Source organism: Neisseria sp. 74A18, assembly GCF_001308005.1.
In the GTDB taxonomy this organism is placed as follows: Bacteria; Pseudomonadota; Gammaproteobacteria; order Burkholderiales; family Neisseriaceae; genus Neisseria; species Neisseria dumasiana.
Genome location: NZ_LGZA01000019.1, coordinates 14,351 through 31,359, shown reverse-complemented (window position 1 = coordinate 31,359; position 17,009 = coordinate 14,351). Strand labels below are relative to the sequence as shown.

Sequence of the window (17,009 nt, the reverse complement as noted above, 5' to 3'; positions counted from 1 at the left end):
ACACCGGCAACCGCACAAACCGAATCTGCACCCGAATCCGTTGCACCCGTGGCCGCATCTATTGCCGCGCCACCGGCAAAAGGAAAAATGTCAGCGTTTAAGTCCGCGGTCAAACGGATACGCGCCGCCGTATCCGCCCTTCCCGCATTGCCTGCTGTGGCGGCGGCAGGACGCTTTTGGCAAAACAAACCTGTCCGCTGGTCTATTTTAGGCGTATTGCTGCCCGTATCCGGCATGGTTGCCGCTTATGCGGTAAACGAACCCCAACCTGAAAAAGAGTTGTACCGTGCCGAACGTGTGATGGAAGAGTTACCGCCCGTTTATGTGGAAAGCGGCGTAGTAAACGGCAGCTACTGGGCGCAAGAAGCGGTACAGCCGGGCGATTCGCTTACCGACGTACTGTTCCGAATCGGCGTATCGGAAGAAAATATCCGCCAAGTGTTGGTGCACAGCTCCATCGACCGCGATTTAATCCAACTCCGTGCCGGCCAGTCGGTTAACGTGCGCTTTGATGCGTCGGGCGACGTAACCGATGTGCAGTTCTTCAACGACGACGACAACGGTTTCCGCGATTTGGTGGCGATTGAAAAAGTGAACGGCAAATGGGGCACTTCTACTTCCGCCATTGATATGGAAACCATGCCTACTCTACGTTCGGTGCAGGTGCGGACTTCCGCCCGCGGTGCGCTTGCCCAAGCCGGCGTGCCGGTAGAGATACGCGAATCGCTCAGCGAAATTTTCAACGATGTGGTGAATGTTGAAGAGTTGGGCGAAGGCGATTCCATCCGCCTGCTGTACAACAGCATGTATTTCCGTGGCCAGGAAATGGCCACCGGCGATATTTTGGCGGCCGAAGTGGTAAAAGACGGCAAAACCTATCAGGCTTATTACTATAGCCAAGGCAAAGGCGATGAAGAAAGCGGCAGCTACTACGACCAGCACGGCAAAGCGCTGCATCTGACCGACGGTTTTAATGTGAAACCGGTGGAATATACGCGGATTTCTTCGCCATACGGCATGCGTGTCCACCCTGTTTTGCACACCGTAAAAATGCACACCGGCATCGACTATGCCGCCGCCACCGGCACACCCATCCGCGCAACTGCCGACGGTACGCTGACCTTCAAAGGCTGGAAAGGCGGCTATGGCAATACGGTGGTGCTGACGCACAGCAACGGCATTGAAACTCTGTATGCCCATATGAGCGCGTTCTCTCCCGCACAAGGCAAAGTGAAGGCGGGCGAAGTCATCGGCTACGTGGGCAGCACCGGACGTTCAACCGGCCCGCATCTGCACTATGAAGTGCGTAAAAACGGCCAGCATATGAACCCGACGGCAATTGCTTTGCCCACGCCTAAGTTAACGCCGACCAATATGGCTGAGTTCCGCAAACAGCAGGAAACCCATTCTGCTACGTTGGCCGCCGTGCGTAATCTGCCGGTATCTGTTACGCAGCTCGATTAAGCTTTTCATTGCAGTATCCAAACACCCAAACGACGCTCATCGTGCGGGTGTTTTATTGTATACGTAACGTGCTGATAAACGTGTATAGTCAATCAACTTAATTTCCACTACGGCATTGCTATACCTTGTATTAAGAATGAGTTGGTTGACTATATAAATAACAAAACGGCAATGGGCAAATTCCAAACAGAATGGCAACAATCCGCACACGGAAAAACGGTTTTTCTGTATGATGCGATTTTTACCGTTTTTTTACTTTTTGTTGCGGCTTTATAAACCGGATTAACATTATGTCAGACATTCAACACAATACTCAGGTAAAACGCCGTCTGAAAACGCGGCATTTATCGATGATCGCCATCGGTGGCTGTATCGGTACGGGGCTGTTTATGGCCAGCGGCACCGCCATCAGTTCCGCAGGCCCCGGCGGCGCACTGTTGGCCTATGCAGCCATCGGCCTGATGGTTTATTTCTTAATGACGTCGCTGGGCGAAATGGCAACCTATCTGCCTACCTCCGGCTCTTTCAGCACCTACGCCACCCGCTTTGTCGACCCCTCTTTGGGCTTCGCATTGGGTTGGAACTACTGGTTTAACTGGGTCATTACCGTTGCCGCCGACGTGGTGATTGCTGCGGTTGTGATTACCTATTGGGAACCGATGCGGTTTATGGAGCCGTGGGCGTGGAGCCTGCTGTTTTTTGCGGTGATTTTCCTGCTCAACACGCTTTCCGTCCGCGCATACGGCGAATCGGAATATTGGTTTGCGCTGATTAAAGTCGTCACCGTTATCGTGTTTCTGGCCGTTGGTTTGCTCACCATTCTCGGCATCCTCGGCGGAGAATTTGTCGGCCTAAGCAATATGACCGTAGGCGATGCGCCGTTTTTAGGCGACGGCGTAGCCGGACAATTTCTGACCATGCTCGGCGTATTCCTGATTGCGGGCTTCTCATTTCAAGGCACCGAATTGATCGGCATTACCGCCGGTGAATCCGAAAACCCCGAAGAAAGCATTCCCAAAGCTGTCAAACAAGTGTTTTGGCGCATTCTGATTTTCTACATTTTGGCTATTTTGGTTATCGGCCTGCTGATTCCCTACACCAGTCCGCAATTATTGGGCGCGGACGTGAACGAAATCGCCAAATCGCCGTTTACGCTTGTATTCGAACGCGCAGGCTTGGCTTTTGCCGCCGCCGTCATGAACGCGGTGATTCTGACTTCGATTTTGTCGGCAGGCAATTCAGGCATGTATGCTTCCACCCGCATGCTGTATGCCATGGCCAAAGACGGCTTGGCCTATAAAGCTTTTGCCCGCACCAACATCAGCGGCGTACCGGTTTTATCGCTGCTGGCTACCGGAGCGGTGGTTTTGCTCGTCTTTATGTTGCAGTTGACCAGCGACAAAACATACCAATACATCCTTGCCGCTTCAGGGCTAACCGGTTTTATCGCATGGCTGGGCATCGCCGTGAGCCATTACCGCTTCCGCCGCGCCTATGTGGCTCAAGGCAAAGATTTGAACGCACTGGTATACCGCGCCAAATGGTTCCCTTTCGGCCCCTTGCTTGCTTTGGCCTTGTGCGTGTTGGTGATTATCGGCCAAGATACCGAACTGGTTCTCAAAGGCAGCTTGGATTGGGACCGCATCATCATTACCTATATGGGACTGCCGGTATTTTTAGGCTTCTATTTCTACCACAAGCTGCGCTATAAAACCCGCAAAGTACCCTTGAAAGAAGTAGACTTGAGCCAAGATGCCCATTAACGGTTAACCAGGCTCCAATACGGAACAGGCCGTCTGAAACACTGCCCGCAGCAGTTTTCAGACGGCCTGATTCACTATACAATGAACGTAACCCCATACTTTAAGGAGCAGCAAAATGATCGGTAAGAAACTGTTTGAAGAAGTGTCTGCCAAATTGAGCGAAACCATCGCCAACAGCCCGGCCAAAGACGTTGAAAAAAACGTGAAAGCACTTTTAGGCAGCGCATTCAACCGCATGGACTTGGTTACGCGGGAAGAATTCGATATCCAACAGCAAGTTTTGATTAAAACCCGCACCAAACTGGCCGAACTGGAAGCACGTTTGGCCAAGCTTGAAGGCGAGCAACCGCTCCAACAAGTCGAAACCACCGGCGAAGTGCCTGAACAAGTTGAATAAGGCCGTCTGAAACAGATGTCGCTTGCCCTTGTTTACAGCCGTGCACTAAACGGCATGAATGCACCGTTGGTTGAGGTGGAAGCCCACCTTGCCAACGGTTTACCCGCTTTTAATATCGTCGGCCTGCCCGACACCGAAGTCAAAGAAAGCCGCGACCGTGTTCGCGCCGCCATCATACAAAGCGGATTTGACTTTCCCGCCAAAAAAATCACCGTCAACCTTGCTCCGGCCGATCTACCCAAAGAATCAGGGCGCTTCGATTTACCCATCGCTCTGGGCATTCTTGCCGCTTCCGGCCAAATTTCCGCCGAACAGCTGCACCGCTACGAATTTGCGGGAGAATTGGCGCTTTCCGGCACTTTACGCCCCGTGCGCGGTGCTTTAGCAATGGCATGGCAGGGAATGCAGGCCGGAAGAGCATTTGTGCTGCCGTCTGAAAACGCCAAGCAAGCCGCAGTAATGAAAGACATTACCGTTTACGGTGCCGACAATCTCTGCAAGGTGGCCGCCCATCTCAACGCTGTTGAGCCGCTTGCCCAAACAGTTTACGATATATCCAACAGGCCGTCTGAATATCACAACCTGCCGGACTTGAAAGACGTCAAAGGCCAACATACCGCCCGTTTGGCTTTGGAAATTGCCGCAGCAGGCGGACACAGCCTGTTAATGATGGGGCCGCCCGGCACCGGCAAATCCATGCTGGCACAACGCCTGCCGGGTATTTTGCCACCGCTGACTGACGAAGAATTGATCGAAGTATGGTCGTTGCGCTCTCTCCTGCCCAATCACAGACAGGAATTAGGCTACGGCGTGCCCGTACAGGCTCCTCATCATACTTCCAGCCAAGTGGCCATAGTAGGCGGAAATTCGGGCCCCGGAGAAATTTCCTTAGCCCATCGGGGAATTTTATTTTTAGACGAGCTTCCCGAGTTTGACCGTAAAGTTTTAGAAGTTTTACGGGAGCCTCTTGAGAATGGCGAAATCCATATTTCCCGAGCTTCTCATAAAGCAGTGTATCCCGCCAAATTCCAACTGGTTGCCGCAATGAACCCATGTCCGTGCGGCTATCTCGGCCATCCGGTCAAACCGTGCCGCTGCACGCCGGAAAGTATTGCGCGTTACCGTGGAAAAATCTCAGGGCCTTTGTTGGATCGCATTGATTTAACCATTGAAGTACCGGCACTTTCTTCCGCCGAACTGATGCAGCAGGAACCGGGCGAGAGCAGTGCAGAAGTTCGACAACGGGTTCAAGCCGCAAGAGAACGCCAATATCAACGGCAAGGCAAGATTAACGCAGCGTTGAGCGTTACGGAACTGGATAACGCAGCAATGGTCTCTAAGGAGGCCGCGGAAACTTTAGGCAGTTTATTGGAAAAGCTGTCACTCTCTGCCCGCAGTTACCACCGCATTATGCGGGTAGCACGAACATTGGCAGACTTAAACAGCGACCAAACCGTAACCAAACAGCATGTGTTACGCGCAGTAAGTTTTCGTCGCGCTTTGTAAGCTTTTTGCTTTAAATATAATTATGTTGCTAAAATGCGCCGTCTGAAAACAGGTCTCGGTTCTTTTTCAGACGGCCTCATGAATAGAATAAAGATAAGGTATTTAGGTGTTTTATGAATATAAAAAAACCATATGGTAAAGGCCTCTCAGGTTTTATGTTGGGTTTGCTGTTGGCAACAGTAATTATTGCTGCCATTGTATTCTTTATCAATAAAAGCAATGAGAAAGCTTTTAAACAAGAAACACCCAAAGAGTTGCCCAAACCGGAAATTCTCACGCCTAAAAGCAGTGATACTGCCGTTTCCCCTACTCATTCGGTAAGCGAGCCTGTAATGCAAAGCTCCGAGCCTGTTGATACGGCAGCATCTCAAGAAGTTTTGCATCCTGAAGCAAAAGAAGTCTCCGCTCCCGCCTCTTCGCAACCTGAGATAAAAACCGAAATTAAAGAAGAGCAGAAACCTCAAACCGCGGCAGTAACACCGGCTAAACCAAAAGCCGAACCTAAGCCTGTTCAAGAACCTAAAAAACACGAACAGAAAAAAGCGGATATAAAACAACCGGAGAAAAAAGAACAACCTCAAAAAATTACCAAACCTTCTCCTGAACAAATTCTGGAAAGCGGCAGTATCGAAAAAGCACGTGAAAAAGCACGCGCCGAAGCAGCGAAAAAAGATGCCGGTAAAAAATCAGAAACACGCCAATCCGACCGTGCAGAAACCGGTCGCACCGTACTGCAAATGGGTTCTTTCAATAATCGTGAAAGTGCTGAAACTCACCGCGCCAAGCTTGCCATGATGGGGGTTTCAAGCAGCGTGGTAGAAAGCGAAGCAAACGGCAAACGTGTTTACCGTGTCCAAAGCGGTAAAATGAACAAAGAAACTGCCAGCCGCACCCAACAAACCTTGAAACAACACGGTGTAGATAGTTTTGCCCGTACTGTAAAATAAAATTTTAGGAAAGCACATGAAACTTAAAACCACATTACTGACTGCTCTGGCTTCATTAGCATTGGCTGCGAACGCTTATTCGGCAACCGAAGGAACGGACTATACAGTATTGCCCCAACCCATTCCCCAAATACAACCCGACAAAATCGAAGTTTTGGAATTTTTCGGCTATTTCTGCGTACATTGCTACCATCTCGACCCTATTCTGTTGAAACACAGCAAAACCTTTCCTTCCGACACCTATCTGCGAAACGAACATGTCGTATGGCAACCGGAACATTTAGGCTTTGCACGGGTCGCCGCTGCCGTTAACAGTTCCGGTTTAAAATACCAAGCCAATCCGGAAGTATTTAAAGCTGTTTACGAACAACGCATCAATTTGGCCGACACCAACACTTTTAAACAATGGGCAGAAAATCAAAAAGGGTTTGATGGTAAAAAATTGATCGCAGCTTATGATTCATTTAGCAATTCTGCACAAGCCAAAAAAATGGAAGAGCTGACAAACACCTATCAAATCAGCGGCACACCCACCGTTATTGTCGGCGGTAAATACCAAGTTAAATTTACCGGAGATTGGAATGCCGGCATGAAAACCATCGACGAGCTTGTCGCTAAAGTTCGCAGCGAGCGAGGCATGAAAACCCCTTCCAAAGCCAAACCAACAGCCCTTAATGCCCCTGCTTTAAAAAGCAAGGGCGCAATGATCGCCAAGGCTGCTAATAAATAAGCGCAGACATCACAATCCGGGCAGCTCTAAACGGGCTGCCTTAACTATTTAAAAGGCCGTCTGAATATATTATGGATATTTTATTACTGTTAAAAGCCCTCATCTTGGGCATTATTGAAGGGCTTACGGAATTTCTACCTATCTCCAGCACCGGTCACCTGATCGTAGTAGGAGATTTGATTAATTTCCACAGTAATGGAAAAGTTTTTGAAATTGCCATTCAGCTCGGAGCTGTTTTGGCTGTGATCTTTGAATACCGCCAGCGTTTCTCGCATGTTATTACGCATGTCGGACGCGATAAAACTGTTAACCGATTTGTTATCAATTTAGGCATTGCATTCATTCCGGCAGCAGTAGTAGGATTGATTTTCAGCAAACACATCAAAACATTTCTATTTAATCCGATTACCGTAGCAACGGCTTTAGTTGTCGGCGGCTTCATCATATTATGGATAGAACGTCGGCAAACGACAGTTAAGCCTAAAGTAAATAATGTTGACGAGATGCGTATCCGTGATGCCTTAGTGGTAGGTTTGGCGCAAATCTGCGCGCTTGTACCAGGAACTTCTCGCTCCGGCAGTACAATCATGGGAGGCATGTTATGGGGGCTAGAGCGTAAAGTAGCAACAGAATTTTCGTTTTTTCTCGCCGTTCCAGTCATGATCGCGGCCACAACTTATGATGTTCTGAAACATTACAAGTTATTTAGCGCACAAGATATAGGCTTAATCGCAATAGGCTTCATCTCAGCCTTTGCCGCAGGCTTACTAGCTGTTAAAGCTTTATTAAAATTCGTTGCAACAAAAAATTATGTGCCATTTGCTTACTACCGTATCATTTTTGGTGGTTTAATTTTGTTGACTTGGAAAATGGGCTGGGTCAGCTGGACTGAAATGTAAGCAATATAAATAAGCAGAGACCTTTGCAAAATAGCCCCTTTGTCCAATAGCCGAAACCTAAATACAGGATTTCGGCTGTTTTTCATCCTAAATTACCCTTTATTCTCCTCAGATACCCGATAATCGGGCATCTGAACCGCCTTTCAGACGGCAACGGGCGCACGTAGCCTGTTGGCTGCTTTCAACAGGTTTAAACACATCGCCTTCAGGTGGCTTTGTGCACTCACTTTGCTCAGACCAAAATAGGCTACCCGGGCATAGCGGAATTTACGGTGCAGCGTACCAAAGCTTTGTTCGACAACATGTCGGGTTTTCGATAAGTGTCGGTTACGCTTGGTTTGCGCTTCCGTCAGCGCCCGGTTGCGGTGGGATTTGCACATGATGCCGTCCCGCATCTGACGTTCTTCCAGATGTTGCCGGTTTTCCATGCTGTCATAGCCTTTAATCGACCGTCTTTCTTCACCCAACGGGCATCGCTGTCTTTACTCGGTGCGGTTTGGCTGTTGACACGCCCTTCGTCATCCACTTCTATGGCCTTGACGCTGTTTGCCCCGCCGGCCGTCTGAATGATGGTGGCGTCAACGATAGCGGCGGATGCTTTCTCTACTTTTAAGCCCTGGTCAGTCAGTTGGCGGTTAATCAGATCAAGTAATTCGGCCAAGGTGTTGTCTTGCGCCAGCCGGTTGCGGCAACGGCATAAGGTGCTGTGATCGGGGATGCTCAGTTCGTCAAAATGGCAAAACAGATGGAAATCGATGCGGGTAATAAGGCTGTGTTCGAGTTCGGGATCGGAAAGGCCGTGCCATTGGCCGAGTAGAACGGCTTTGAACATGGATAGCAGGGGATAGGCGGGACGGCAGTGGTGGTCTCGAAGGTAACGGGTTCTTTGATGGTTGAGGTAATGCTCGATCGGTTACCAATCAATCACCTGCTCCAGCTTCAACAGGGGGAAGCGGTCGATGTGTTTGGCAATCATGGCTTGGGCGGTTTGCTGAAAGAAGGTGCTCATGAGAAATCCCCTAAATGTCTTGGTGGAGAATTTAGGGGATTTGGGGGAATTTTGTAAAAGACTCAGCAAAGAACCCGTTTCCATGTAGCACATCCACAGCATTAGTCTTATCGTGTCCCTGCCAATTATATATAATAATATAGTCAATCAACTTAACTTTTACTACAGCGTTGCTGCCTTGTTTTAAAAATAAGTTGATTGAATATATAGATATAACGCAGTGATAATAAAAAAGATCTATATCCTTTAATGTAGGATACAGATCTTAAGAATTAAAATTAAACTATCTTATTTTGTCAATATACCTTCATTAATAACGAATCTATACAGATTTAGGAATATTGCAATAGTTTAAATTGGGGTAAAAGTATTTCCCTAGGCTATTACTCTGCTTCACCTTCAGTTTTTTCAACCAGCTCAACTAAAGCTAAAGGTGCATTATCGCCTTTTCGAAAACCATACTTCAAAATGCGTACGTAACCACCATTACGACTAGCAAAACGAGGTCCTAAATCTTCGAATAATTTAACAACGATATCACGATCGCGAGTTCGATTGAAGGCCAAACGTCGATTAGCCAATGAGGGTTTTTTCCCCAAAGTAATTAACGGTTCTACCACACGACGCAATTCTTTCGCTTTAGGTAAAGTAGTTACGATAGTTTCATGGCTTAATAAAGAGTTTGCCATATTGCGCAACATTGCAGCACGATGGCTGCTAGTGCGATTTAATTTACGGTTGCCATTACGATGACGCATGTCATAATCCTTTAATATTCAAACTTACGGCTTTTCCAAACCCACCGGGGGCCAAGCTTCTAATTTGGAACCTAAAGTCAAACCTTTAGAGGCTAATACTTCTTTAATCTCATTCAAAGATTTACGGCCTAAATTGGGTGTTTTAAGAAGCTCGGTTTCAGTACGCTGAATCAAATCACCAATATAATAAATATCTTCAGCTTTCAGGCAGTTAGCTGAGCGAACAGTTAATTCTAGATCATCTACAGGACGCAATAATACAGGATCAATAGGAGGTGCTTTTTCCTCAACCTCTTCTATCGGTGTACCTTGCAAATCTGCAAAAATAGACATCTGATCAATTAAAATACGTGCCGCACTACGCACAGCTTCTTCAGGATCAATAGAACCGTCAGTTTCAATATCTAGAACCAAACGATCTAAATCTGTGCGTTGTTCTACTCGAGCAGGTTCAACTTCAAAGCTAACACGACTGATGGGCGAAAAGCTCGCATCCAATTGAATTGCACCAATTTGTTTACTTTCATCGCGCAAAATACGACGTCCAGATACAGATTGATAACCACGCCCCTGTTCTACTTTAATTTCCATTTCAATCTGACCGTTATCAGACAAATGACAAATTACATGTTCAGGATTAATGATTTCAACATCATGTGGCAAGTCAATATCCCTTGCCAACACTAAACCTGCTCCAGATTTCTTCAAGGATAATTGAACAGAGTTTCTACCGTGTAATTTAAATATTACACCTTTGAGATTCAACAGAATATCGACTACATCTTCTTGAACCCCATCAACAGTAGAATACTCATGCAATACACCAGAAATAATTACTTCAGTAGGTGCAAAACCATTCATGGATGACAGTAAGATACGACGCAAAGCATTACCAAGAGTGTGACCGAAACCACGCTCAAATGGCTGCATAGATACTTTAGCGCGAGTCGCAGATAAAGTATCCACATCAATTTGACGAGGTTTCAAAAATTCGGAAGTGCCATTTTGCATTTAACTGTCCCTCACTGAGCTAGCATTATTTAGAATAGAATTCTACCACCAGCTGTTCATTAATATCGCCAGTTAATTCTGAGCGATCAGGCATATTTTTAAATACACCTTCCATTTTATTCACATCAACTGAAACCCAGCTTGGCAATCCAATCTGAGTAGCCAAACCCAAAGCTTCTTGAATACGAACTTGCTTTTTAGCTTTTTCGCGAACGCTAACAACATCACCAGCTTTAACTTGATAAGATGGGATATTGACAACCTGACCATTAACTACAATCGCTTTGTGTGAAACAAGTTGACGGGCTTCTGCACGAGTAGAGCCAAAACCCATTCTATATACAACATTATCCAAGCGAGACTCTAAAAGTTGCAAAAGCAATTCACCTGTAGAACCTTTGCGTCGCGCGGCTTCTGCAAAATAACGTCGGAATTGACGTTCCAAAACCCCATAGATTCGACGAATTTTTTGTTTTTCACGTAATTGCAAACCGTAATCTGATAAGCGGGGCTTTTTTGCACCATGCTGACCAGGAGCAGAATCCATTTTACATTTAGATTCTAAAGAACGTCTTGCGCTTTTCAGGAATAAATCGGTTCCTTCTCTACGCGCCAATTTACATTTAGGGCCAATATAACGTGCCATATATCAATCACTCCAATAATCTTAAATACGACGTTTTTTAGGCGGACGGCAACCGTTATGAGGCAACGGGGTAACGTCAGTAATACTGGTAATTTTAAAACCAAGAGCGTTGAGCGCACGAACTGAAGATTCACGACCTGGACCAGGACCTTTAATGCGAACCTCTAAATTTTTAACGCCATACTCTTGGGCAACTTTACCAGCGGCCTCTGCTGCTACTTGAGCAGCAAAAGGTGTACTTTTACGTGAACCTTTAAAACCAGCTCCGCCAGAGGTAGCCCAAGATAACGCATTTCCTTGGCGATCGGTAATAGTAATGATGGTATTGTTAAAAGATGCATGTACATGCACAATACCTTCACTTACGGTTTTACGTATTTTTTTACGTACACGTGAAGCTGTGTTTGCTTTAGCCATTAATTAAAATCCTCAAAAATTATTTTTTACCGGCAATTGCTTTACGCGGACCTTTACGGGTACGGGCATTTGTACGAGTACGCTGCCCACGACAAGGCAAACCACGACGATGTCTGAAGCCACGGTAGCAGCCCATATCCATCAAGCGCTTGATACTCATTGTCACTTCACGACGCAAATCGCCTTCTACCTCAAACTTAGAAACTTGCTCACGCAATGCTTCTAATTGTGACTCATCCAAATCTTTCACTTTGGTGCTAGGTGTAATATTAGCAGCTTCGCAAATTAATTTAGCACGAGTAGAGCCTATACCGTAAATAGCCTGAAGGCCAATTACGATATGAGCATGGTTAGGGATGTTCACCCCTGCAATACGAGCCATATCATTTCCTTTAAGGGCAAAATTTTGTCACTATACCACAAAATCATTTTCAAGTAAAAAATACTCAGCCTTGACGTTGTTTGTGACGGGGATCAGTACAAATTACACGCACTACACGATTACGACGAATAATTTTGCAGTTACGGCAAATTTTCTTTACAGAAGGTTGTACACGCATTTTATTTCCTTTCTTTATCTAGCTCGAAACACTATACGTGCACGAGTCAAATCATATGGAGTAAGCTCAACAGTAACTTTATCACCAGGAGAAATACGAATATAATGCATTCGCATTTTTCCAGAGATATGTCCTAGAACAACATGATCATTCTCTAGTTTTACTTTGAAAGTCGCATTAGGTAAAGTTTCTAGGATTTCACCTTGCATTTGTATAGTGTCTTCTTTAGCCATAATTCATAATTTTCAATTACTTGATAATGATTTCATATCAGTATTCTTAATTAAATGCTCATATTGGTGAGTCATCCTATATGATGCAATTTGGGTATAAAAATCCATCGTAACGACTACAAGAATCAGCAATGAAGTTCCACCCAAATAGAAAGGTACATTTAAAGCTGTTGTTAAAAATTCAGGAATTAAACAAATAACAGTAATGTATAAAGCACCAAAAAAAGTCAAACGTAATACAATTTTTTCCAAATATTTAGATGTTTGTTCACCAGGTCTAATGCCTGGAACAAATGCACCACTTTTTTTCAGATTATCAGCCATTTCTTTAGGACTAAATACTAAAGCTGTATAAAAATAGCAAAAGAATATAATTGTACTAGCAAATAACAAAATATAAATCGGTTGCCCATGTTGTAACAATGCTGCTAATTTACTTAACCAACCACTCGAACCAACAGAACCAAACCAACCCACCAATGTTGAAGGAAACAGTATGATACTCGATGCAAAAATAGGAGGAATAACTCCTACCATATTCAACTTAAATGGCATATGAGTAGTTTGTCCTTGAAAGATTCTATTACCTATTTGACGTTTGGCATACTGAATCGGTATTTTACGCTGAGCACTTTCAAAGTATACAACAATATAAACCAATAATAATGAGCCTAGTGCAATGGCTATTGCCATTAATATACTCATTGAACCTTGACTAGTTAATGTTAATAGCTGAGAAATTGCCGATGGCATTCCCGAAACAATACCAGCGGTAATTATTAAAGATATACCATTACCAATTCCTCTTTCAGTCATCTGCTCCCCTAACCACATCAAGAACATTGTTCCCGTTACTAAGCATATGACAGTTGAAATATAAAATTCAATTTGAGAAACTACTACCACATCTTGCTGATAAACAAAGGTTGCAACACCAAAACTTTGAAGAAGAGCCAAGACAACGGTGCCATAACGAGTGTACTTAGTAATGGTTTTTCTTCCTGCCTCTCCTTCTTTTTTTAACGCTTTGAGAGTTGGAAGAATTTCTGATGCCAATTGAACAATAATTGACGCAGAAATATAAGGCATGATCCCGATAGCAAAAATACTAAAGCGCTCCAGCGAACCTCCTGAGAACATATTTAACATGCCCAAGATGCCGCTGCTTGCGCTTTCATATAACTTAGCTAAAGCAACTGCATCAACACCTGGCACGGGTATATGAGCACCAATACGAAATACAATTAATGCCCCAAGCAAAAATAATAACCGCTGCTTAAGATCACCGTACTTTTTCAGTACCAATGAAGATAGTTGATTAGCCACTTAAATCCAAGCCTTATTCTTCAATTTTTCCACCAGCAGCTTCAATTGCCGCTTTTGCACCTGCTGTAGCTTTAACACCTTTTAAAACAATTGCTTTTTGAATTTCACCAGAGGCAATCACTTTAACGCCTTGAGCACGTGAATCAACCAAGCGAACCTGTTTTAAAGTTAACAAATCAATTACATCAACTGCAATCAACGATAACTCATTCAAAGTTACTTCTGCATTTTTAGCCGTTGATGAAGATTTAAAGCCACGCTTAGGCAGACGTCGCTGTAAAGGCATTTGTCCACCTTCAAAGCCTACTTTATGGAAACCGCCAGAACGGCTTTTTTGACCTTTATGGCCACGCCCACCAGTTTTGCCTAAACCACTACCAATACCACGACCAACACGCCGTTTAGAATGAGTTGAGCCTTCAGCAGGTTGAATAGTATTTAAAAACATTATTAAGACTCCACTTTTAATAGATAGCCGATCTTATTAATCATGCCACGATTTTCAGGAGTATCCAAAACCTCAACAGTATGTTCGCGATGCCGCAAGCCTAATCCGCGCGCACAAGCACGATGAGACTGGATAGTACCGATTAAACTTTTTGCCAAAGTTACTCTAATTTTTTTTTGCTCAGTCATTACCATTGACTCCTAAAATATCTTCAACAGTCAATCCACGTTTAGCAGCAATATCAGCAGGAGTGTATAACTTCGATAAGCCATCTAAAGTAGCACGCACAATATTATAAGGATTTGTAGAACCGTGCACTTTTGCAGAAATGTTATGAATACCCATCGCATCGAATACTAAACGCATCGGACCACCAGCCTTAACACCACTACCTTCTTTAGCAGGTTGCATAAATACACGAGTTGCGCCGTGTTTACCGATTACTTCATGATGAATTGTACCGTTTTTTAATGGTATCTTAATCATCGAACGACGAGCTTGATCCATCGCTTTTTGCACGGCCACGGGAACTTCTTTTGATTTTCCTTTACCCATGCCGATACGACCATCTCCGTCACCAACCACTGTTAAAGCCGAAAAAGCCATAATGCGTCCGCCTTTAACTACTTTTGTTACACGATTTACAGCCACCATTTTCTCAATTAAGCCGTCACCGCGCTCTTCAATTTCATGTTTTGCCATTTGAAATCTCCAAATCTTTTAGAAGCTTAAGCCATTTTCACGCGCAGCCTCAGCCAAAGCCTTCACGCGGCCATGATATTGAAAACCAGAACGATCAAAAGCAACTTTATCAACACCAACAGCTTTAGCCTTTTCAGCAATTCGCTTACCTACAATCGCAGCTGCCTCAATATTACCACCTGACTTTAGGTTATTACGTACTTCAGCCTCCAAAGTTGAAGCTTGAGCCAAAACTTTATCACCTTCGGCACTAATAACTTGTGCATAAATATGGCTGTTTGAGCGAAATACGCACAATCTAACCATTTTTAAATCTGCAATACGAGCACGAGTTTTACGAGCACGACGCAGTCGGGTTACATGTTTATTCATTAGGAAAACCTCAATTATTTTTTCTTGGCTTCTTTCATTACTACTACTTCCCCAACATAGCGAACGCCTTTACCTTTATAAGGTTCAGGTAAACGATATGAGCGAATTTCCGCAGCAACTTGACCAACAACTTGTTTATCCGCACCAGTCAAAACAATCTCTGTTTGACTTGGCGTTTGCACTGAAACACCCTCAGGCATTTCATGAACAACAGGATGAGAAAAACCTAAAGAAAGATTCAACACATTACCTTGAGCTTGGGCTCGATAGCCCACGCCAATAAGTTGCAATTTCTTCTCAAAGCCTTCAGAAACACCTTTAACCATATTATTGACTAAAGCACGAACGGTACCAGACATAGCATTTGCCTGCTTAGTATTGTTCTTTGCGGTAAAAGTTAATTCACCTTCGTTTAGTTCAATTGAAACATCAGCAGATAAAGGTAAAGATAACTCACCGTTTTTACCTTTAACTACAATGGAATCTGTTCCAAATTTTACTTCAACCCCAGCAGGAACAGTCACTGGATTTTTAGCTACACGTGACATCTTAAAATCTCCCACCTAGGCAACAATACACAATAACTCACCACCGACACCTTCCGAGCGAGCTTTACGATCTGTCATTATACCCTTAGAAGTGCTTACAATAGCCACACCCAAGCCATTCATTACATTTGGAATTTCATTAGAGGCTTTATAAATACGCAAGCCAGGACGTGATACACGTTTAATTTGCTCAATAACAGGGCGACCTGCGTAATATTTCAATTGAATTTCCAAAACAGGTTTCAAGTCATTCGAAACTGAAAAATCTTCAATGTAACCCTCTTCTTTCAATACTTTAGCAATGGCGCATTTCAATTTAGAAGAAGGCATAGAAACGGCAACTTTGTTTGCACGCTGTGCATTTCGGATACGAGTCAACATATCGGAAATAGGATCATGCATACTCATAATTATTACTCCTATTACCAGCTAGCTTTAACAACACCCGGAATCTCGCCACGCATAGCAATTTCACGGATTTTAATACGACCCAAACCAAACTTACGGAAGGTACCACGAGGGCGCCCTGTAAGAGCACAGCGACGACGCTGACGTACAGGTGCAGCATTACGAGGAATGGCTTGAAGTTTCAAACGAGCTTCAAAACGTTCTTCATCCGAAGCATTTGAATCATTAATAATAGCAAAAATAGCCTCACGCTTAGCGGCATATTTTTTCGCCAGAGCAACGCGTTTTAATTCGCGATTGATAAGTGCTTTTTTAGCCATGAATTATCCTTTAAACGGAAACTTAAACAATGATAACAAAGCTTTTGCTTCTTCATCAGTCTTAGCAGTTGTTGTAATAGTAATGTTCAAACCACGCAAAGCATCAATTTTGTCATATTCAATTTCCGGGAAAATGATTTGCTCACGCACACCCATATTATAGTTACCACTCCCATCAAAAGATTTACCGCTAACTCCACGGAAATCACGCACACGAGGCAAGGCAATAGTAACCAAGCGATCCAAAAATTCAAACATCTGGTCACGACGCAAAGTAACTTTACAACCTACCGGATAGTTATCACGAATCTTAAAACCCGCAATTGATTTACGAGCAACAGTCACTACTGGTTTTTGACCAGCAATTTTTTCCAAATCGGCAACAGCATGCTCCATAACTTTTTTATCAGCAACAGCTTCACCAACACCCATATTCAATGTAATTTTCTCAATACGAGGCACTTCCATAATTGACTTATAACCAAATTGCTTCATCAATTCCGGCACCACAGTACTGCTATAAAACTCTCTCAAACGAGCCATGT

General features: G+C 44.5%; 23 protein-coding genes and 1 pseudogene. 7 read left to right on the top strand and 17 right to left on the bottom strand.

Translation table 11 applies throughout. The annotated features are described in order from the left end of the window. Nucleotides 1-147: 147 nt before the first annotated feature. The 7 genes from AKG43_RS07285 to AKG43_RS07255 all read left to right on the top strand — a co-directional run bounded on the left by AKG43_RS07285 (nucleotide 148) and on the right by AKG43_RS07255 (nucleotide 7,706). Nucleotides 148-1,464, top strand: coding sequence for a M23 family metallopeptidase (locus tag AKG43_RS07285; protein WP_054599926.1), 1,317 nt, complete (start codon nucleotides 148-150; stop codon nucleotides 1,462-1,464). A 350-nt stretch (nucleotides 1,465-1,814) separates the two neighbouring features. After that, nucleotides 1,815-3,227 carry an amino acid permease gene (locus AKG43_RS07280; protein ID WP_342351497.1) on the top strand — a complete coding sequence of 471 codons (1,413 nt, stop codon included), beginning with the start codon at nucleotides 1,815-1,817 and terminating at the stop codon, nucleotides 3,225-3,227. 115 nt (nucleotides 3,228-3,342) lie between these two features. Then, on the top strand, nucleotides 3,343-3,624 hold the full coding sequence (locus AKG43_RS07275) for an accessory factor UbiK family protein (protein WP_054599906.1): 282 nt from the start codon (nucleotides 3,343-3,345) through the stop codon (nucleotides 3,622-3,624). 15 nt (nucleotides 3,625-3,639) lie between these two features. Continuing rightward, a complete protein-coding gene (locus AKG43_RS07270; RefSeq protein ID WP_054599905.1) occupies nucleotides 3,640-5,130 on the top strand; it encodes a YifB family Mg chelatase-like AAA ATPase in 1,491 nt (496 codons plus the stop codon). 113 nt (nucleotides 5,131-5,243) lie between these two features. Further along, entirely contained in the window at nucleotides 5,244-6,077 is an 834-nt protein-coding gene (locus AKG43_RS07265; RefSeq protein ID WP_082403014.1) for an SPOR domain-containing protein, read from the top strand. 16 nt (nucleotides 6,078-6,093) lie between these two features. Continuing rightward, on the top strand, nucleotides 6,094-6,807 hold the full coding sequence (locus tag AKG43_RS07260; protein ID WP_054599903.1) for a thiol:disulfide interchange protein DsbA/DsbL: 714 nt from the start codon (nucleotides 6,094-6,096) through the stop codon (nucleotides 6,805-6,807). A gap of 71 nt (nucleotides 6,808-6,878) precedes the next feature. Then, complete coding sequence (locus AKG43_RS07255) at nucleotides 6,879-7,706, top strand: undecaprenyl-diphosphate phosphatase (protein ID WP_054599902.1); 828 nt, start codon at nucleotides 6,879-6,881, stop codon at nucleotides 7,704-7,706. Between the two features lie 143 nt (nucleotides 7,707-7,849). On the opposite strand, the pseudogene AKG43_RS12315 reads toward AKG43_RS07255, so the two are convergent. The 17 genes and pseudogenes from AKG43_RS12315 to rplE all read right to left on the bottom strand — a co-directional run bounded on the left by AKG43_RS12315 (nucleotide 7,850) and on the right by rplE (nucleotide 17,007). Beyond that, nucleotides 7,850-8,715 (bottom strand): annotated as a pseudogene (locus tag AKG43_RS12315) (transposase). A 383-nt stretch (nucleotides 8,716-9,098) separates the two neighbouring features. Then, nucleotides 9,099-9,473 (bottom strand): 50S ribosomal protein L17, encoded by a 375-nt coding sequence (rplQ, locus tag AKG43_RS07235; protein WP_054599898.1) that lies wholly within the window; start codon nucleotides 9,471-9,473, stop codon nucleotides 9,099-9,101. 24 nt (nucleotides 9,474-9,497) lie between these two features. Further along, a complete protein-coding gene (gene rpoA, locus AKG43_RS07230) occupies nucleotides 9,498-10,484 on the bottom strand; it encodes a DNA-directed RNA polymerase subunit alpha (protein WP_054599897.1) in 987 nt (328 codons plus the stop codon). A gap of 25 nt (nucleotides 10,485-10,509) precedes the next feature. Then, nucleotides 10,510-11,130, bottom strand: a complete 621-nt coding sequence (gene rpsD, locus AKG43_RS07225) for a 30S ribosomal protein S4 (RefSeq protein WP_054599896.1) — start codon at nucleotides 11,128-11,130, stop codon at nucleotides 10,510-10,512. 21 nt (nucleotides 11,131-11,151) lie between these two features. Further along, on the bottom strand, nucleotides 11,152-11,547 hold the full coding sequence (gene rpsK / locus AKG43_RS07220; RefSeq protein ID WP_054599895.1) for a 30S ribosomal protein S11: 396 nt from the start codon (nucleotides 11,545-11,547) through the stop codon (nucleotides 11,152-11,154). Nucleotides 11,548-11,566: 19 nt separating this feature from the next. Then, nucleotides 11,567-11,929 carry a 30S ribosomal protein S13 gene (gene rpsM / locus AKG43_RS07215; RefSeq protein ID WP_054599894.1) on the bottom strand — a complete coding sequence of 121 codons (363 nt, stop codon included), beginning with the start codon at nucleotides 11,927-11,929 and terminating at the stop codon, nucleotides 11,567-11,569. A gap of 64 nt (nucleotides 11,930-11,993) precedes the next feature. Then, nucleotides 11,994-12,107, bottom strand: coding sequence for a 50S ribosomal protein L36 (rpmJ, locus tag AKG43_RS12310; RefSeq protein ID WP_003697674.1), 114 nt, complete (start codon nucleotides 12,105-12,107; stop codon nucleotides 11,994-11,996). A gap of 14 nt (nucleotides 12,108-12,121) precedes the next feature. Continuing rightward, a complete protein-coding gene (gene infA, locus AKG43_RS12305) occupies nucleotides 12,122-12,340 on the bottom strand; it encodes a translation initiation factor IF-1 (RefSeq protein WP_003684714.1) in 219 nt (72 codons plus the stop codon). A gap of 12 nt (nucleotides 12,341-12,352) precedes the next feature. Further along, complete coding sequence (gene secY, locus AKG43_RS07210) at nucleotides 12,353-13,666, bottom strand: preprotein translocase subunit SecY (protein WP_054599893.1); 1,314 nt, start codon at nucleotides 13,664-13,666, stop codon at nucleotides 12,353-12,355. 13 nt (nucleotides 13,667-13,679) lie between these two features. Next, nucleotides 13,680-14,114 carry a 50S ribosomal protein L15 gene (gene rplO / locus AKG43_RS07205; RefSeq protein WP_054599892.1) on the bottom strand — a complete coding sequence of 145 codons (435 nt, stop codon included), beginning with the start codon at nucleotides 14,112-14,114 and terminating at the stop codon, nucleotides 13,680-13,682. Between the two features lie 2 nt (nucleotides 14,115-14,116). Then, the gene (gene rpmD, locus AKG43_RS07200; RefSeq protein WP_054599891.1) at nucleotides 14,117-14,302 is read right to left on the bottom strand and encodes a 50S ribosomal protein L30; all 186 of its coding nucleotides are present in this window, start codon (nucleotides 14,300-14,302) and stop codon (nucleotides 14,117-14,119) included. Then, nucleotides 14,295-14,816 carry a 30S ribosomal protein S5 gene (rpsE, locus tag AKG43_RS07195; protein WP_054599890.1) on the bottom strand — a complete coding sequence of 174 codons (522 nt, stop codon included), beginning with the start codon at nucleotides 14,814-14,816 and terminating at the stop codon, nucleotides 14,295-14,297. The genes rpmD and rpsE overlap by 8 nt, the downstream gene beginning before the upstream one ends. 18 nt (nucleotides 14,817-14,834) lie before the next feature. Continuing rightward, entirely contained in the window at nucleotides 14,835-15,188 is a 354-nt protein-coding gene (gene rplR, locus AKG43_RS07190) for a 50S ribosomal protein L18 (protein WP_054599889.1), read from the bottom strand. 14 nt (nucleotides 15,189-15,202) lie between these two features. Beyond that, nucleotides 15,203-15,736: a 50S ribosomal protein L6 gene (rplF, locus tag AKG43_RS07185; protein ID WP_054599925.1), complete on the bottom strand. Its 534-nt coding sequence runs from the start codon at nucleotides 15,734-15,736 to the stop codon at nucleotides 15,203-15,205. A gap of 15 nt (nucleotides 15,737-15,751) precedes the next feature. Then, on the bottom strand, nucleotides 15,752-16,144 hold the full coding sequence (rpsH, locus tag AKG43_RS07180) for a 30S ribosomal protein S8 (RefSeq protein WP_054599888.1): 393 nt from the start codon (nucleotides 16,142-16,144) through the stop codon (nucleotides 15,752-15,754). Between the two features lie 14 nt (nucleotides 16,145-16,158). Further along, entirely contained in the window at nucleotides 16,159-16,464 is a 306-nt protein-coding gene (gene rpsN / locus AKG43_RS07175; protein WP_054599887.1) for a 30S ribosomal protein S14, read from the bottom strand. 3 nt (nucleotides 16,465-16,467) lie between these two features. Then, the gene (gene rplE / locus AKG43_RS07170) at nucleotides 16,468-17,007 is read right to left on the bottom strand and encodes a 50S ribosomal protein L5 (protein ID WP_054599886.1); all 540 of its coding nucleotides are present in this window, start codon (nucleotides 17,005-17,007) and stop codon (nucleotides 16,468-16,470) included. Between the last annotated feature and the right edge of the window lie 2 nt (nucleotides 17,008-17,009).

Excerpts from the sequence above, each read along its gene's own strand:
- rpsN (WP_054599887.1), bottom strand. The coding sequence starts at position 16,464 with ATGGCTAAAAAAGCACTTATCAATCGCGAATTAAAACGCGTTGCTCTG.
- rpsD (WP_054599896.1), bottom strand. The coding sequence starts at position 11,130 with ATGGCACGTTATATTGGCCCTAAATGTAAATTGGCGCGTAGAGAAGGA.
- AKG43_RS07265 (WP_082403014.1), top strand. The coding sequence starts at position 5,244 with ATGAATATAAAAAAACCATATGGTAAAGGCCTCTCAGGTTTTATGTTG.
- rplF (WP_054599925.1), bottom strand. The coding sequence starts at position 15,736 with ATGTCACGTGTAGCTAAAAATCCAGTGACTGTTCCTGCTGGGGTTGAA.
- rplR (WP_054599889.1), bottom strand. The coding sequence starts at position 15,188 with ATGAATAAACATGTAACCCGACTGCGTCGTGCTCGTAAAACTCGTGCT.
- AKG43_RS07275 (WP_054599906.1), top strand. The coding sequence starts at position 3,343 with ATGATCGGTAAGAAACTGTTTGAAGAAGTGTCTGCCAAATTGAGCGAA.
- AKG43_RS07260 (WP_054599903.1), top strand. The coding sequence starts at position 6,094 with ATGAAACTTAAAACCACATTACTGACTGCTCTGGCTTCATTAGCATTG.
- AKG43_RS07270 (WP_054599905.1), top strand. The coding sequence starts at position 3,640 with ATGTCGCTTGCCCTTGTTTACAGCCGTGCACTAAACGGCATGAATGCA.
- rpmJ (WP_003697674.1), bottom strand. The coding sequence starts at position 12,107 with ATGCGTGTACAACCTTCTGTAAAGAAAATTTGCCGTAACTGCAAAATT.
- AKG43_RS07255 (WP_054599902.1), top strand. The coding sequence starts at position 6,879 with ATGGATATTTTATTACTGTTAAAAGCCCTCATCTTGGGCATTATTGAA.
- rpsM (WP_054599894.1), bottom strand. The coding sequence starts at position 11,929 with ATGGCTCGTATTGCAGGGGTGAACATCCCTAACCATGCTCATATCGTA.
- rplE (WP_054599886.1), bottom strand. The coding sequence starts at position 17,007 with ATGGCTCGTTTGAGAGAGTTTTATAGCAGTACTGTGGTGCCGGAATTG.
- rpmD (WP_054599891.1), bottom strand. The coding sequence starts at position 14,302 with ATGACTGAGCAAAAAAAAATTAGAGTAACTTTGGCAAAAAGTTTAATC.
- rpsH (WP_054599888.1), bottom strand. The coding sequence starts at position 16,144 with ATGAGTATGCATGATCCTATTTCCGATATGTTGACTCGTATCCGAAAT.
- rpsE (WP_054599890.1), bottom strand. The coding sequence starts at position 14,816 with ATGGCAAAACATGAAATTGAAGAGCGCGGTGACGGCTTAATTGAGAAA.
- rplO (WP_054599892.1), bottom strand. The coding sequence starts at position 14,114 with ATGTTTTTAAATACTATTCAACCTGCTGAAGGCTCAACTCATTCTAAA.
- rplQ (WP_054599898.1), bottom strand. The coding sequence starts at position 9,473 with ATGCGTCATCGTAATGGCAACCGTAAATTAAATCGCACTAGCAGCCAT.
- rpsK (WP_054599895.1), bottom strand. The coding sequence starts at position 11,547 with ATGGCTAAAGCAAACACAGCTTCACGTGTACGTAAAAAAATACGTAAA.
- infA (WP_003684714.1), bottom strand. The coding sequence starts at position 12,340 with ATGGCTAAAGAAGACACTATACAAATGCAAGGTGAAATCCTAGAAACT.
- AKG43_RS07280 (WP_342351497.1), top strand. The coding sequence starts at position 1,815 with ATGATCGCCATCGGTGGCTGTATCGGTACGGGGCTGTTTATGGCCAGC.
- rpoA (WP_054599897.1), bottom strand. The coding sequence starts at position 10,484 with ATGCAAAATGGCACTTCCGAATTTTTGAAACCTCGTCAAATTGATGTG.